This is a genomic window from Pannonibacter sp. Q-1 (genome assembly GCF_054073275.1).
On sequence record NZ_JBSXNB010000003.1, the window covers coordinates 718,209 to 732,405 of the forward strand.

General features: G+C 66.1%; 17 protein-coding genes. 13 read left to right on the top strand and 4 right to left on the bottom strand.

The annotated features are described in order from the left end of the window. The first annotated feature begins 1 nt into the window (after position 1). From ACVNHC_RS11155 to ACVNHC_RS11165, 3 genes are all read left to right on the top strand, one after another. Positions 2 to 1,909, top strand: coding sequence for a VWA domain-containing protein (locus ACVNHC_RS11155; RefSeq protein WP_457167300.1), 1,908 nt, complete (start codon positions 2 to 4; stop codon positions 1,907 to 1,909). Positions 1,910 to 2,026: 117 nt separating this feature from the next. Then, positions 2,027 to 2,260: a DUF1858 domain-containing protein gene (locus ACVNHC_RS11160; RefSeq protein WP_457167301.1), complete on the top strand. Its 234-nt coding sequence runs from the start codon at positions 2,027 to 2,029 to the stop codon at positions 2,258 to 2,260. Continuing rightward, positions 2,257 to 2,538: a DUF6522 family protein gene (locus ACVNHC_RS11165; RefSeq protein WP_457167302.1), complete on the top strand. Its 282-nt coding sequence runs from the start codon at positions 2,257 to 2,259 to the stop codon at positions 2,536 to 2,538. The genes ACVNHC_RS11160 and ACVNHC_RS11165 overlap by 4 nt, the downstream gene beginning before the upstream one ends. Positions 2,539 to 2,580: 42 nt before the next feature. On the opposite strand, the gene ACVNHC_RS11170 is transcribed toward ACVNHC_RS11165, so the two are convergent. Together ACVNHC_RS11170 and ACVNHC_RS11175 are read right to left on the bottom strand one after the other, a co-directional pair. Beyond that, the gene (locus ACVNHC_RS11170) at positions 2,581 to 2,919 is read right to left on the bottom strand and encodes a DUF2249 domain-containing protein (protein WP_457167303.1); all 339 of its coding nucleotides are present in this window, start codon (positions 2,917 to 2,919) and stop codon (positions 2,581 to 2,583) included. A gap of 101 nt (positions 2,920 to 3,020) precedes the next feature. Further along, on the bottom strand, positions 3,021 to 3,725 hold the full coding sequence (locus tag ACVNHC_RS11175; protein ID WP_058898994.1) for a Crp/Fnr family transcriptional regulator: 705 nt from the start codon (positions 3,723 to 3,725) through the stop codon (positions 3,021 to 3,023). A 175-nt stretch (positions 3,726 to 3,900) separates the two neighbouring features. Here ACVNHC_RS11175 and nirK point away from each other — a divergent pair, with 175 nt between their 5' ends. The 9 genes from nirK (at position 3,901) to ACVNHC_RS11220 (ending at position 11,086) form a co-directional block, all read left to right on the top strand. After that, the gene (gene nirK, locus ACVNHC_RS11180; protein ID WP_094463060.1) at positions 3,901 to 5,031 is read left to right on the top strand and encodes a copper-containing nitrite reductase; all 1,131 of its coding nucleotides are present in this window, start codon (positions 3,901 to 3,903) and stop codon (positions 5,029 to 5,031) included. Positions 5,032 to 5,111: 80 nt separating this feature from the next. Then, positions 5,112 to 5,945: an SUMF1/EgtB/PvdO family nonheme iron enzyme gene (locus ACVNHC_RS11185; RefSeq protein ID WP_457167304.1), complete on the top strand. Its 834-nt coding sequence runs from the start codon at positions 5,112 to 5,114 to the stop codon at positions 5,943 to 5,945. Beyond that, a complete protein-coding gene (locus tag ACVNHC_RS11190; protein WP_050473024.1) occupies positions 5,930 to 6,322 on the top strand; it encodes a hypothetical protein in 393 nt (130 codons plus the stop codon). Before ACVNHC_RS11185 ends, ACVNHC_RS11190 begins: the two co-directional genes overlap by 16 nt. Positions 6,323 to 6,414: 92 nt before the next feature. After that, positions 6,415 to 6,783, top strand: coding sequence for a metal-sulfur cluster assembly factor (locus ACVNHC_RS11195; RefSeq protein WP_050473023.1), 369 nt, complete (start codon positions 6,415 to 6,417; stop codon positions 6,781 to 6,783). Further along, positions 6,750 to 7,883, top strand: a complete 1,134-nt coding sequence (locus ACVNHC_RS11200; protein ID WP_457167305.1) for a hypothetical protein — start codon at positions 6,750 to 6,752, stop codon at positions 7,881 to 7,883. Before ACVNHC_RS11195 ends, ACVNHC_RS11200 begins: the two co-directional genes overlap by 34 nt. A 79-nt stretch (positions 7,884 to 7,962) precedes the next feature. Continuing rightward, the gene (locus tag ACVNHC_RS11205; RefSeq protein ID WP_457167306.1) at positions 7,963 to 8,394 is read left to right on the top strand and encodes a pseudoazurin; all 432 of its coding nucleotides are present in this window, start codon (positions 7,963 to 7,965) and stop codon (positions 8,392 to 8,394) included. A 450-nt stretch (positions 8,395 to 8,844) separates the two neighbouring features. Further along, positions 8,845 to 10,008, top strand: a complete 1,164-nt coding sequence (locus ACVNHC_RS11210) for an NnrS family protein (protein ID WP_457167307.1) — start codon at positions 8,845 to 8,847, stop codon at positions 10,006 to 10,008. Between the two features lie 15 nt (positions 10,009 to 10,023). Next, positions 10,024 to 10,434: a hypothetical protein gene (locus ACVNHC_RS11215; protein ID WP_457167308.1), complete on the top strand. Its 411-nt coding sequence runs from the start codon at positions 10,024 to 10,026 to the stop codon at positions 10,432 to 10,434. A gap of 94 nt (positions 10,435 to 10,528) precedes the next feature. After that, positions 10,529 to 11,086: an RBBP9/YdeN family alpha/beta hydrolase gene (locus ACVNHC_RS11220; RefSeq protein WP_457167309.1), complete on the top strand. Its 558-nt coding sequence runs from the start codon at positions 10,529 to 10,531 to the stop codon at positions 11,084 to 11,086. A 9-nt stretch (positions 11,087 to 11,095) separates the two neighbouring features. Here the strand turns inward: ACVNHC_RS11220 and ACVNHC_RS11225 are convergent, their stop codons facing one another. Next, positions 11,096 to 12,478: an aminotransferase-like domain-containing protein gene (locus ACVNHC_RS11225; RefSeq protein WP_123195024.1), complete on the bottom strand. Its 1,383-nt coding sequence runs from the start codon at positions 12,476 to 12,478 to the stop codon at positions 11,096 to 11,098. 111 nt (positions 12,479 to 12,589) lie between these two features. On the opposite strand from ACVNHC_RS11225, the gene ACVNHC_RS11230 reads away from it, so the two are divergent. After that, positions 12,590 to 13,510, top strand: coding sequence for a LysR substrate-binding domain-containing protein (locus ACVNHC_RS11230; RefSeq protein ID WP_457167310.1), 921 nt, complete (start codon positions 12,590 to 12,592; stop codon positions 13,508 to 13,510). Positions 13,511 to 13,557: 47 nt separating this feature from the next. Here ACVNHC_RS11230 and ACVNHC_RS11235 read toward each other — a convergent pair whose 3' ends face one another. Next, a complete protein-coding gene (locus tag ACVNHC_RS11235; protein WP_457167311.1) occupies positions 13,558 to 14,052 on the bottom strand; it encodes a cupin domain-containing protein in 495 nt (164 codons plus the stop codon). Between the last annotated feature and the right edge of the window lie 145 nt (positions 14,053 to 14,197).

The window sequence follows — 14,197 nt, forward strand, 5'->3', positions numbered from 1 at the left end:
CATGTCGATCTTCGAACCGGAGGAATTCGTCGGCTCCCATTGGCACGCGCTGGTGGGCAGCCTCACCACCCTGCCCCACTATCCTGAGGCAGGCGTGCCGCTCGCAGACATGCGCCTGCGGCTCGGCGTGCTGTTCCGGGCGCTGGGCGGCAGCGGCGCCATCCGCATTGCAGAAGCAGCCCCCGCCGTGTCCGGCCACCGGCTCAGCCTGCTGCGCCGCGTGGGGCTGGGGCAGGAAAAGCTGGAGCGCGCCGTTCTGGACACCGCAGCGCTGCGTCTGCCGCCGGTGATCGACTGTTTTCCGCAGAAGGAAGACAATGCCGCGCTCTACGAGTGGCTCGCCGCCTGGTTTGCCCATGCGGAGCCGGTGGCCGCCCATGAGGATCTCTTCGTCAGCGACCTTCTCTCCCTGCGCGCTGCCGTTGCCGCCACGCGGGAAGCGCTGAACACATGGCCGGGCTTGAGGGCCCTGTTTCACCGGCTGCGCGCCGCTGCACTTTCCGTCCGGCCCGAACGCCGCCTGCCGCCGGTGGAAGCAAGGCTGGAAGAGGCCATCTGCGCCCTTCTCGGCGGCCGCCGCCCGCCGGACACCTGCCTTCTTGCCGCCATCGAGGAGCCGGATGCTGACCTTCGCCAGTTCCATGCCCCGCGCGGCTACCGGCCTTTCCTGCCGGTGCCCCTGTTCGGCGAAATCCGCCTGACCGCAGGCGCGCCCCAGCCGGACGAGCGGGACGAGGCAAACGGGCGATCCGTTTCCGCCGACGCGCGCCGGCGGCAGGCCGAGCGGCGGCAAACGGATCAGAGCGACCGGGGCGATCCGCTTTGCTTCCACCGTTTCGAGACGATTTTCTCGCTGGCCGAGATGGTCAACGTGAACCGCCGCGTCGATGAGGACGACGAGGACGGCGCCAGACAGGCCGCCGAAGACATGAGCGACCTGACCATCGGCAGCAACCGCCAGCGCACGGCCGCAAGGCTGAAGCTGGACCTCGACCTTGCCCCGGCAGAGGCTGAAGAAACCAGCCTCACATCTGGCCTGACCTATCCCGAATGGGACTGGAAGAAGCAGATGCTGCGCCCGGATCACTGCCGGGTCATCGCCGGACGGGCACGGGAAGACAGCGAAGGCTGGCAGCCCACGGCGGAAATGCAGCGCCAGATCCGGGCCGTGCGGCGCCACTTCGAGGCCCTGCGCCCGCGCCGCGTGGTGCTGCATGGCCAGCCGGACGGCGAAGACCTTGATCTCTCGGCTCTGGTGCGCGCCGCAGCCGACCGCAAGGCCGGGGGCGCGGGCTCGGAAAACCTCTTTCTCGCCGGGCGCGCCATCGAGCGGGACCTGTCCATGGCCGTGCTGATGGATGTATCCCTGTCGACGGATGCCTCACTCGGCACCCACCGGGTGATCGACGTGGAGAAGGCCGCGCTTCTGGCGCTGACGCAAGGGCTGGATGCCTGCGGGGACGAGCATGCGATCTTCACCTTCACCTCCCGGCGCCGCAGCGCCGTGCAGGTGGATACGGTGAAGGACTTCGGCGATGCCGTCGACAATCGGGTACTGCGGCGGATCGAGGGGCTGAAGCCGGGACAGTACACCCGCATGGGCGCCGCCATCCGGCACGTGAGCGCACAACTGGCCCAGCGCCCGCAGCGCCACCGGCTGCTCCTGCTGCTGACCGACGGCAAGCCGAATGACATCGACTATTACGAAGGCCGCTATGGCATCGAGGACACGCGCGCGGCCATCCGGGAAGCGCGCAAGCAAGGCCTCAAGGTCTTCGGCGTGACGGTGGACGAGGAGGCACGGGACTATTTCCCCTGGCTGTTCGGACGGGGCGCCTATGCCATCATCACCCATCCGGACCGTCTGCCCTCGGCGCTTCCGGCCATTTACCGGCAGCTGGTGGGATAGCTTGCAACAAGCTGAAACTTTGCGCCCGCGCAACGTTGTCCGCCGCCCGCAGGCGCAGCATGAAGGCTGCAGGCATCCACCCGAAGGAGGCCTCGCATCAGCCAGGGAGGCAGAAACATGGTCACGATCCTGAGCGGCCCGGTCTGCGCGGAAACCATCCTTGACGGGATGATGGAGACCTACAAGGAGACCATTCCCGTCTTCATCCGCCGCAAGATGCGGTGCATCGGCTGCCCCATTGCCCATCTGCATGATGTGCGGGAGGCCTGCGAGGAGCATCATGTGCCGCTTGAGGAGTTTCTGAGCGACGTGAACCGGGCTATCCTCGGCGCCAGAGGAAAGACGCCATGACACGCGAAGCACCGGAAATCGACCTGAAGGATATCGCCGCCGGCTTGCAGATGCCGCCGGAAGAGGCCTTGCGCCTGATGCGGGCGGGGGGCATCACCTGCCGTCTGCATGAGGGGCGCGATGAAGACGAAGGCCGGTTCGCCTGCCTGTTCTTCTACGGCAACAAGCGCCTGACGCTGATCGCCGATGCCGCCGGAACCATTCTGCGCCGCAGCCTCGTCGACTTCGGCCAGCATCCATTGCCCCCGGCCATGCGCCAGGGCCCGCAGCTGCGCTGAACCCGGCCCGCACTAACGGACCGGGCCAATGGTATTCCTGTCTCAGCCGCAGCCGCCCCGGCCAGACGAGCCGCAGCCGCAGCTGTCGGAATGGCTGTGATCCACCTCGGCAACTTCACCCTCATGCGGACGGCCGACGATGACGTGCCAGTCGGCAGGCCCTTCCACCCGGTAGGTCCAGGTGAACTGGCCCGGCAGGTAATGCTCGAACTGATGCAGCAGGCCGAGCGGATTGTGGTCGTTGATCAGCTCGAAGCTTTCACCCGGCATCAGCGCCTCGAACTGGCGGAAGACCAGCATGTGGCGCTGCGGGCGCGGCAGGGGGCGCAGGTCGACGGTAACCGGGGGAATGGATTGGGACTGGACAGCAGAAAGGGTCATCAGAGGCTCCATGACAGAGGTTGAGGCCTCAACAGCTAGAACCTTCGCATACCGCCTTCGTTGCCGGAGAACAAACTCCGGAGCCCTCTGCCCTGCCGGGCTCAGTCGCCGCTGCTTTCCGCCAGAAGATAAAGCCGGTGCGGATCGACCACAACCACACGCTTGCGGCTGGACTGGACAAGCCCCTTGGCTTCCCAGGCGGTCATCACCCGGCTGACCGTGTGCAGCGTCGTGCCGGTCATTTCCGCAATGTCCTGCCGGGTCACCGGGAAGTCGATGAGAATGCCCTCTTCCGTCTTCTTGCCGGCCTGACGCACCAGCCGCAGCACCGCATGGGCAACGCGCCGCTCCACCTCTTCCGTCGAAAGTTCCAGAATGCGCGTATGCGCATCCTGCAGGCGCTGGCCCACGGTCTGCAGCGCATTGAGCGCCAGCGTCGGGCTGCGGGCGATGAAGGCTTCCCACTGGTTCGAGGGCCAGGCCAGCGCCAGACTGTCGACGATGGCGGTGGCCGTTGCCGGATAATCTGGACGCCGCATGGCCCGCGCGATGCCGAAGATATCGCCCGGATTGACGTGCCGCACCACCACCTGCTGGCCATCCGGCGTGGTCTGGATCACCTTCAGCCGGCCGCTGAGCAGGCAGAAGAACTCCGTCGCCTCGATGCCCTGCATGAAAGCCGTGGCTCCATCCGGCAGCTGCCGCACGCTGGCCATGGCAAGGACATTATCAAGATCCGCATCACTCATGTACTGGAAAATACTTAGATTGCGAATGAGCGAGCGATCCAGTCGATGCACGGCCATTGAATTTCTCCAGATCACTTTTCAAAGCCGCAGCAATGACTTGTTTCATCGACTGCGACCAAATGGCATCCCCGGCAACCACCGCTGCACTGTTTGCCTTTTCGCAAACATCTCTACTGCCCTTTGTTCTGTAATCCAGTCAACACCCAAGGCAACCTGAGTGAAAGGAAATGCCATGTTGACCCGCCGTGAAGCCCTGTGTGGTGCAGCCGCCATCGCCCTTCTGATCGCAGCACCGCTCCATGCGGAAGAAGGACCCAACCCCACGCTGAAGGCCGCAACCGGACAAACGGACCTGACCGTAGGCCTCGAGCGCGTGAAGGCCAAACTCGTCGCCCCGCCTTTCGTCATGGAACATGATCAGGTGGCCAAGGGCGGACCGAAGGTCGTCCAGTTCACCATGACCATCGAGGAAAAGAAGATCGTCATCGACGGCGAAGGCACCACCTTCCAGGCCATGACCTTCGACGGCTCGATGCCCGGCCCGACCATGGTGGTGCATGAAGGGGATTATGTCGAGCTGACGCTGATCAACCCCGAAACCAACTCGATGCCGCACAACATCGACTTCCATTCGGCCACCGGTGCCCTCGGCGGCGCGCAGCTGACCTTCGTCAACCCCGGCGAACAGGCCACCTTGCGCTTCAAGGCCACGAAGAACGGCGCCTTCGTCTATCACTGCGCCCCCACGGGCATGGTCGCCTGGCACGTGGTCAGCGGCATGTCGGGCACCATTCTGGTGCTGCCGCGTGACGGGCTGAAGGATGAGGCAGGCAACCCGATCCACTATGACCGGGCCTATACCATCGGCGAGTTCGACCTCTACGTGCCGAAGGACGAGAACGGAAAATACGTGGACTACGACAGCCCCGGCGAGGCCTATGCCGATACGGTCGAGGTGATGAAGGGGCTGGTACCCACCCATGTCGTGTTCAACGGCGCCGTTGGCGCGCTGACGGGCGAGAAGGCCATGAAGGCCAATGTCGGCGAGACCGTGCTGATGATCCACAGCTCGGCCAACCGGGACACCCGCCCGCATCTCATCGGCGGCCACGGCGACCATGTCTGGGAGCGCGGCAAGTTCGACAACCCGCCGGAAAAGGGGCTGGAGACGTGGTTCGTGGCAGGCGGCAGCGCCGCCGTGGCGACCTACAAGTTCCTGCAGCCGGGCATCTACGCCTATGTGAACCACAACCTCATCGAGGCCATGGAACTGGGGGCAGCGGCCCACTTCAAGGTGGAAGGCGACTGGGACAATGACCTGATGATGCAGGTCTCGGCCCCCGGCCCGATCCCCAGCAACTGACAGCCTGCTGCGGCAGCCCGCCTCTCCGGGCTGCCGCAGCTTCCCTCTTCTCTCCCTCTCTGGCGATCAGGAGGTCATCCATGACCTTGATCAGATACACCAGCGCCGCCGTTGCAGGCCTTGCCCTCCTCACTCTGCTGCAGGGCTTTGCCGCCGCACCAAAGGCCCCGCATCCCGCACCGGAGACGGTCAGGCTGGAAGAGGCCGCCCTCGCCTACCGGGAGCCCGGCGAGTTTCTGGACCGGGGCACGCCGGTCAACGGCCCGCGTGTGCCGCTGACGCTGGAAGCCCCGCTCACCATCATGCGGGCGCAGGTGACGCGCGGCGCCTATGATGCCTGCGTGGCCGACGGAGCCTGCCTTGCACTTGGCACAAAGGGCGCGCCGGATCTGCCGGTCACCGGCGTCAATTTCATCGATGCGGAAGCCTATGCCGCCTGGCTGTCGGCCCAGACTGGAGAGACGTGGCGCCTGCCGACCGACCGGGAATGGGCGCTCGCCGCCGGATCGCGCTTCAAAGACGATGCCTATACGGAGATCAGCGACCCGGCCAACCCGTCGAGGCGCTGGATTGCGGTCTACGATATTGAATCGAAACTGCAGGAAGAAATCGACCCCAAACCCATGCCCGCCGGACACTTCGGCACCAATGAGCATGGCCTATTGGATCTTGCCGGCAATGTCTGGGAATGGACCTCCACCTGCTACCGCCGCCACCATGTGCTGCCCGGCGGAGAGGTGCGGGAGACGGAGAACTGCGGCATCCGGGTGGCCGAAGGCCGCCACCGGGCGCTGATGACAACCTTCTTCCGCGACCCCAAGGCCGGGGCCTGCTCGGTGGGCGTGCCGCCCGCCAACCTCGGCATCCGGCTGGTGCGCGAGGAAACGGGAGTGCGGCAATGGCTGGGATTCTAGAGCCGGACCTCAAGCCCCAGGCCGCTGCAGCAGACACCGCCCTGCTGCAGCGGCTTGCGCATGTTCTGCAGGACATGGGCCTGCCCTGCGCCTGTCAGGAGGAGGTGGAGCGGACGGTCGCCGTCTTCACCGAATTCGAAATCCGCCGCACCCGCCGCCGCCTGCTGGAAAGCGCAAGAGAGCGCACGCGTCAGCTGGCCAGTTTCCTGCCCTATCTGCAGGATCTTGAATCCCCCGGTGCCGCCGAACTGGATGCCGCCGACCTTGCCGTTCTCGCCGATGCCTTCCGCCAGATTGCCGCTGCCGCCGCGCAAGGGGTGGCAAGCCTTGAGCTTCTGGCCGCAATGCAGCCGGGCACTCCACGGCAGGACGGCTGACAAGCTGCGTCAAAGCTTGTGCCTGCACAAAGAGGCGGAGCGGCAACTGCCGCACACTTCCTGCAACAGCCATCCGCAGGAGCAATTGTCCCATGACCGGCGAAGCCTCCATCCTCGCAGCCCTCACCACCGTCGATGATCCGGAACTGGGCGTCAGCATTGTGGATCTCGGGCTTGTCCGGGAGATCGCCTGCACGCCCGGACGCATCCGCATCACCCTTGGCATGACGACGCCCACCTGTCCGCTGGGCGGGCTGATCGCCGAAACCGCCTCCATCGCCGTGGAGGAGATTGCCGCGCCGCAGACGGAAGTGGAAGTCACGCTCGACCGCGCCTTCCGCTGGACGCCGGACCTCGCCGCCCCGCATGTGCGCCAGCGCTTCGGCGGCGAAAACCCTGTGCCCGCCTCTGATACCGGGGCCGGCCTGTGGCAGCAGCTGCGGACAAGGCTGTGGAGCTGACCATGCCCCGCTCCATGGTGCAAGCAATCCGTCTTCTCACCGCCGTGCTGGCGCTGGCGAGCCTTGTCACCGGCCTTGGCGCCGGACTGGCGCGGCTGGGGCTTTTCGATCTTGCCCTTTCAGTTTCGGACCGGCATTCGGTCTTCATGCTCTGCGGCTTCTTCGGCACCCTGATTGCGCTGGAGCGGGCGGTGGCGCAGGGCTCGGCTGCAGCCCTCGCCGTTCCCGCTGTGTCTGGGTTCGGGGCCGTCCTGATCTGGTTCGAGCCGCAGTCAGCCGCCCTCGCCTTCGTCGCTGCCGGGGCAGGCCTTGCCGTGCTGAGCGCGCAGGCGGCGCTGGCGCTGCGCACCCTGTTCAGCGCCGTCTTGCTGGTGGCTGCAGTGCTATGGCCCATCGGCACGGGCGTGTGGCTTATCACCGGTGACCCGGCCCTTGCCGCCTATATCTGGCTGGGCTTCCTCATCCTCACCATCACGGCCGAACGGATCGAACTGTCGCGCCTGCGCCAGCGCGGGCCTCTGCAAGCCGGATTGCTGGTCCTGCTGGTCGCCGTCTTCTGCCTCGGGCTGCTGACGGGCGAGCCCTTTGCCGGAACGCCCTGGCTGACAGGCACGGCACTCGCCGGGCTTGCCCTGTGGCTGACGGTCAATGACGTGGCGCTGATCACCATAAGGGGCGAAGGCCTTGCCCGCTATTCCGCCGCCGCCCTTCTGTGCGGCTATGGCTGGCTGCTTGTGGCCGCAGCGGCACTCTTGATGCTGCCGCCGGGAACGTCCGCGGCAGGGCATGACATTGCGCTCCATGCCATAGGCCTCGGCTTCGTACTGTCCATGGTCTTTGCCCATGCCCCCATCATCCTGCCCGCCGTCGCAGGCCTGCGCATCCGCTATTCGGCCGCGCTCTACCTGCCGCTTGCGCTTCTGCAAGGCGCAACGGCGCTGCGGGTGGCGGGCAACCTGCTGGAACAGGACAGCCTGCGCAATGCATCCGGCTGGCTCACCATGGGTGCACTCGGCCTCTACGCAGCGGCACTTATTCTCTCCAGCCGGCACCGCCCGCGCAAAGCCTGTGCAGCGCACAACAACCGTCATCCAGTTTGACCTGGCTCAACGTCGCCCGCCGTGCCGGAGGCTATTTCTTCCACATACCTGAATTTAAAACTCAACTTTGGAGAATATCATGTCCATGAAGTCCCTCATCCTCGCCACGGCCACGGTCCTCAGCCTCACCGGCATGGCCGCAGCGGCCGATCATGAAGTCAAGATGCTGAACAAGGGCGAGGCCGGCGTCATGGTCTTCGAGCCGGAACTGATCACCATCGCTCCCGGCGACACCGTCACTTTCAAGGCGACGGATGCCGGCCACAACGCTGAAACCATCCCCGGCATGCTGCCGGAGGGCGCCGAACCCTTCGTCGGCAAGATGGGCAAGGATATCACCGTCACCTTCACTGAGGAAGGCGTCTACGGCATCAAGTGCAAGCCGCATCTGGGCATGGGCATGGTCGCCGCCGTCGTCGTCGGCGCCCCGGTCAATCTGGAAACCGCCAAGACCGTCAAGACACCCGGCAAGGCCGGCAAGAAGTTCGAAGCCCTGCTCGGCGGGCTTTGATGGCATTGGGACGAGGCGGCAATCTGGCCACCACCGCACGGCTTTTCAGCCCCCTCCCTCCCCCTTGAGGACAATGTTTACTTTGGACGCACGGAGGAAGATTGGGCCTTCGTTTTGCCGCAGCGCCCCTCTCCCCCCTTGAGGGGGAGATGTCAGCGCAAGCTGACAGAGGGGGGTAGCAGCGCCTCAATACGGCAGGCCCTCTCTTACAACCGGACAGGCTGCATACCCCCCTCTGCCCCCTGCCGGGGGCATCTCCCCCTCAAGGGGGGAGAGGAGTTGGAGCCTGACTGGAAGTCCGTTGTAAACATTGCCCCCTTGAGAGGAGGGGAAATCACCAGCCTCGGCCCAAGCAGGCAGAAAAATGAGTGCCTGACCGGCTGTCCCCACAGAACGCAGCTGCTGAGACGCATTCAAAATCCCGCAAGGCACCGCCAGGGAGATCATCACATGACCAGTCCGCACTGGCTTTCCGGCGGCTTCAGGCCGTTCTTCTTTCTTGGTGCCCTTGCCATGGCAGCTTCCGTGCTGATGTGGGTGCCGGTCTATTCGGGCCTCTTCTCCCTGCCCACCTTGTTCGTGCCAAGGGACTGGCATGTGCACACGCTGATCTTCGGCGGCGTGATGGCCATCATTGCAGGCTTCGGCTTGACGGCGGTGGCCAACTGGACCGGCCGTCCGCCTGTCTCGGGCGCGCTGCTGCTGGCGCTGGTGCTGCTGTGGCTGGCCGGGCGGGTGGCAGTAACTTTCGGAGCGCCTCTTGGCTCCGTTCCGGTGGCCGTGCTGGATGTGCTTTTCCCCCTCGCCCTCGCTGCCGTGATGGCGCGGGAGGTGATCGCCGCCCGCAATTTGCGCAATCTGAAGATCGTCGCCGTGATCGGCCTGTTGGCCTTGGCGGACCTCGGCTTTCATCTGGAAGCCGCACAGACCGGCGTGGCAGATGTCTCGCTCAGGGCGAGCCTGTCGCTGGTGATCCTGCTCATCCTCATGATCGGCGGGCGCATCATCCCGGCCTTCACCCGCAACTGGCTCAACGCCCGCAAGGCGGCAAAACTGCCCGTCATCTTCAACAAGGCAGACGCTGCGGTGATGGTGCTGAGTGGCGCCGCACTTGTGCTCTGGACAAACCTGCCGGACGCACTGGCAACGGCCGTCCTCATGCTGCTGGCGGGAGCGGGGCAGATCTGGCGGCTGACACGCTGGTGCGGGTTTGCGGCAAGGCGTGAGCCGCTGCTGCTGATCCTCCATATCGGCCACCTCATTCTTGCCCTCGGCTTTCTGGCTGTGCCTTGCGCCGTGCTGCTGCCGCAGATTGGCGATGCAACGGCATCCGTGCATCTGTGGACGGCGGGCGCCATCGGCATCATGACGCTGGCCGTCATGACCCGCGCCAGCCGAGGCCACTCGGGCCATCCGCTGACGGCAGACAGGCTGGATCTGGCCATCTTTGCGCTGGTCATCCTGGGCACGATCGCCCGCGTCGCCTCACCGCACGCCGGAGACGCGGCACGCGCGCTGCTGGACACGGCGGCTCTCGCCTGGGCCGGGGCCTATCTCGCCTTTGCCGCCGGTTATGCCCGCCGCCTGCTGCTGCCCCCGGCCAAGGCGGGATGAAGGGAGAACTGCCCGATGGACCGGCTGGCGCCGAACACGACCGGGGATGGCCTGCAGGCCGCTCTTGCCTATGGCCTGCCACTGTCCGCCGCTTACATCGCCACCGGCCTCACCCGCGCCCTCTGGCTTGATGCCCATGCGGGTCCGCTGCCCGGCGCCTTGCTGGAGGCGGCGGTCTTTCTCGCTCTCTGCCTTGCAATGCTCGCCAGCGGCTGGCAGGACCGGGCGATCCGGCGGCATCCCATAGCAGCCGGGGCGGGCATGCTGCTTCTGTTTCTGCTTCTGGACGCTGCCATTGCGGCCGGGCTGTGCGGTGTTCCGCTCGCCCGCCATTTCGGCCGGTTTTCACAAACCCACGGACTGGTCCAGCTAACCGCCCTCTCATTCTGCGCCCTGCTGCCCCGGTTCTGGTACAGCGAAACGTGAGAAATGCAGGCCGCCAGCTGAGAACCCGTCACTTTGCCGCGTGAAGCACAAGCTTATGCTCGGTGTTCCGGTCTCATGCGGAGAGCACTGCGCAATGGCAACCCTGAACACTCTTCCCAAACTCATCCTTCCCGGCATCGGCGGCTCCGGCGAAGCCCATTGGCAAAGCCATTGGGAGGCTTCGGACACATCCTTCCGCCGCTTCCGGCCCTCAAGCTGGGACGCGCCAGAGCTGGAGGACTGGACAATGGCTCTGGATGCGGCCGTCTCGCAGGCGCCAGCCCGGCCCGTGCTTGTTGCCCACAGCCTCGCCTGCCTGCTGGTGGCCCATGCCGCTCCCATGCTGGGAAGCAGGGTGCGCGGCGCCTTTCTTGTGGCCGTGCCGGATCCGGACGGGCCTGCTTTCCCGGCAAGGGAAGCGGCAAGCTTTGCCAACCCGCCAGCCCTGCCCCTGCCCTTTCCGGCGCTGATCATCGCAAGCGCCAATGATCCCTATGGCACACCGGACCATGCCTGGCGCCGGGCGAGGGAATGGGGGGCCGTTCTGATCGAAGCAGGTGCTCTTGGCCACATCAATGGTGCCAGCGGCCTTGAAGACTGGCCGCAGGGGCGGATGCTGCTGGAGGCCTTTTGTGCGGGGCTGCCGGACTAGAGCCGGATCTCATGCCTGAAAGGCCAGCGGCCCGGCAATGGCTCCGCGCAGATTGGCGAGAAGCCCGGCAATGGCCTTGAGCGCGCTTTCGAGCTCCGCCTGCGCCGGGGCGCCGATGCACAGCCGCACGCCTGCCGCCCCGTTCTCCGGAGCGGCGGCGGTTGCCAGCGGATCGGTGACGAGAATGCCGAGCGCCCGGGCAGCCGCCGCCAGCGCCTGCGCCTCCTGATCTGCCATCGGCAGCCACACGTGATAGCCAAGGTTCGGATGCGGCGGCAGCGCATCGCCCAGAATGCTGGCCGCCAGCGCCCGGCGGCGCGCCGCCTCTTCGCCGATGGCATCGCAAATGGTCTGAGCCGTGCCATCCATGATCCAGTGCTCCATCACCAGACAGCTCAGCGGCGAGATCATCAGCCCGTGAGCGTAGAGGCAGGCTTCCGCCCGCTCCTGCCAGGCGGCAGGCACCACCAGCCCGCCAATGCGCAGCGAAGGATTGAGCGTCTTCGACAGGCTGTTGATGTAGAACACCCGCTCCGGATCAAGGCTGGTGAGCGACGGCAATGCGGGATCGGCACCCAGCGCATAGACGTCATCCTCAATGATCAGCGCCCCGTGGCGGCGGCAGACTGCCAGGATATCTTCGCGCCGGGCGCGGCTCATGCAGGTGGCCACCGGGTTCTGCATCGTCGGCATCAGATAGACCGAGGCCCGCACATCCGGCCCCGCCGCCTGCAAGGCACGGTCCAGCGCTTCCGGCTCCATGCCCTCATGATCCATGGCAACGGCCGCCAGCCGCACTCCGGAGTACCGGGCGAGTGTCAGCAGACAGGGATAGGTCTGCGCCTCCACCAGCAGCAGGGAGCCCGGACCGGACAGCATCGACAGGCACACGGTGAGCGCATGCTGCGCGCCACCAGTCAGCAGCAGGCGGCCGGGACCGGTCTCCGTGCCCAGCCGCCCGAACCAGCGGGCAAGGCCGGTGCGGAAGCGCACATGCCCCGGCACCGGCGGATAGGAATTGAACAGGGCCGGCTCAGCCTGCCGGGCCAAAGCGGTCAGTGTACGGGCCAGAAGCCGCTCGCTCATGACGGCGGGCGGAGCATTCTGCGACAGGTCGATCACCGCCCCCTTGCGCCCGCCGGTATCCGCCACGAAAGTGCCGCTGCCCTTGAGCGCATGAACAAGGCCGCGCCGCTCCAGAATGCCATAGGCCTTGGTCACGGAGCCAAGCCCGATGCCCAGCTGCCAGGCAAGATCCCGGTGCGGCGGCAAGCGCTCGCCTGCGGCCAGCTTTCCATCGAGAATGTCTTCCGCCAGCGCCGCCGCCAGCCTGTCGCAGGGCAGTTGCGCTTCACCGGACAGGCGCGGCTTCCAGGGCGACTTGAGGCGCATCGGCACCCTCCAATTGCGTCACGTGACGCTTTTGCATTTTACCACGAGTGTCACGAACTCTACGATCCTCCTTCCGGGACAGCAAACAGAACCGGAGACAGGATCAGAGCCATGCAGCAGGATAACAAGGCCTTGCACGGCGGCCCCGTGCGCCTGCCCGTTCCGCTCAATGCCCTGAGGGCTTTCGAGGCAGCGGCGCGGCATCTTTCGGTCAAAGGTGCCGCTGCAGAAATCGGCGTCACGCCCTCCGCCGTCAGCCACCAGATCCGCCTGCTGGAAGACAGCCTGGGCGTGGAGCTGCTGCGCCGGACGGGCGCAAGGCTGGAGCTGACTCAGGCCGGGCGGATGCTGACCCCGGGGCTTTCCGCAGGCTTCCGCCAGATCGCAGAGAGCGTCGGCAGCTTGCAGACCGGGCGCAAACTCGGCCCCTTGCGCCTGTCGCTGCCGCCCGGCTTTGCCGCCCACTGGCTGCTGCCCCGCCTTGCCGCCTATCCGGCGGCCCGGCCGGGGTTTGAACTGGAGCTGCAGACAACGCAGGAGGTGGCCGATCTGGCCGCAGGCAGCGCCGACGCCGCCGTGCGCCATGGCAAGGGGCACTGGACCGGCACGGTGAGCGAGCACCTCTTCGACGAAACCCTGACCCTGCTGGGCCGGGCAACAGCCGGAGAGGATGCCCGCGCGCTTGTCGGCCGCAGCACGCTCTTCATCTCCGGCCACCGGCATGAGGGCTTTGCCCGCTGGAATGCCTCCCTGCCCGGCGGCCCGGTGCAGCCCGCCGCCATCATCACCGTCGATTCCACCAGCCTCAGCCTCAAGGCGGCGCTGGATGGCACGGGCATCACCTTTGCCGGGCCGGAACTGGCGGCTGAGGACATTGCCGCCGGGCGGCTGTCCCTGATTTTCGCCCACCGGGTGGCGGCAGAGGCCGGCTATTACCTGTGCTATCCGCCTGCGCTGGAGCGCGACCGGCGAATCCGCAACCTCAGAACATGGCTGCTGGCGGAAACCGGCGATCTGCGCCGCGCCGGCTGAAGCCCGGTCCCTGCGAGATGGACACGCCGGCAACCAGGCAAGCATGCTCAGTCCTCGCCATCCCAGTATCCGGCTGCGGCAGGGCGCAGGAAGGTGAGCGCAAGGCGGCGCGCCCTGGCATCCCCGCCCGGCGCGGCCCCGGCATAAACCGCCATCTTGCCGCTGTCGGGATATTCGACGATGTCCGGATCATGCATGCTGCTCACGGCCAGATAGCGCAGCGCTTCATCCGGCCCCGCAATCAGCTGATGCGCGGTTTCCGGCCCGCCGGCAGGGCAGACGGCTACATCCCCCGCCGCCAACGGAAATTCCTCTTCGCCGTAGCGCAAGATGCCGCTGCCGGAGAGGATGACGAACATCTCGTCATTGGCCAGATGGCAGTGATAGGGCCAGCCCTTCTTGCCGGGAGGGATCTCGACATAGCGCGCGCCGAGCCGCGTGGCGCCCAGCGGCGCGGCCACCGCCGCCTTGCGCGCCTCAAAGCTCTCCCCATGGGCCTGTGTTTCCATCGGAAGGGTGGCAAGTGTCACAACCGGTTTCATAGTGCATCGTCCTGACAGGTTTCCTCGCCATGCAGAGGAACCCGCAATGCAGCCCAGCGCAAGTGAATGCTCTTCAGTCCTCCCGCAGCTATGGTCAATCGACAGGCAGAAGCTTCAGGCGGAGACTTGCGGTTGACCGCAATTT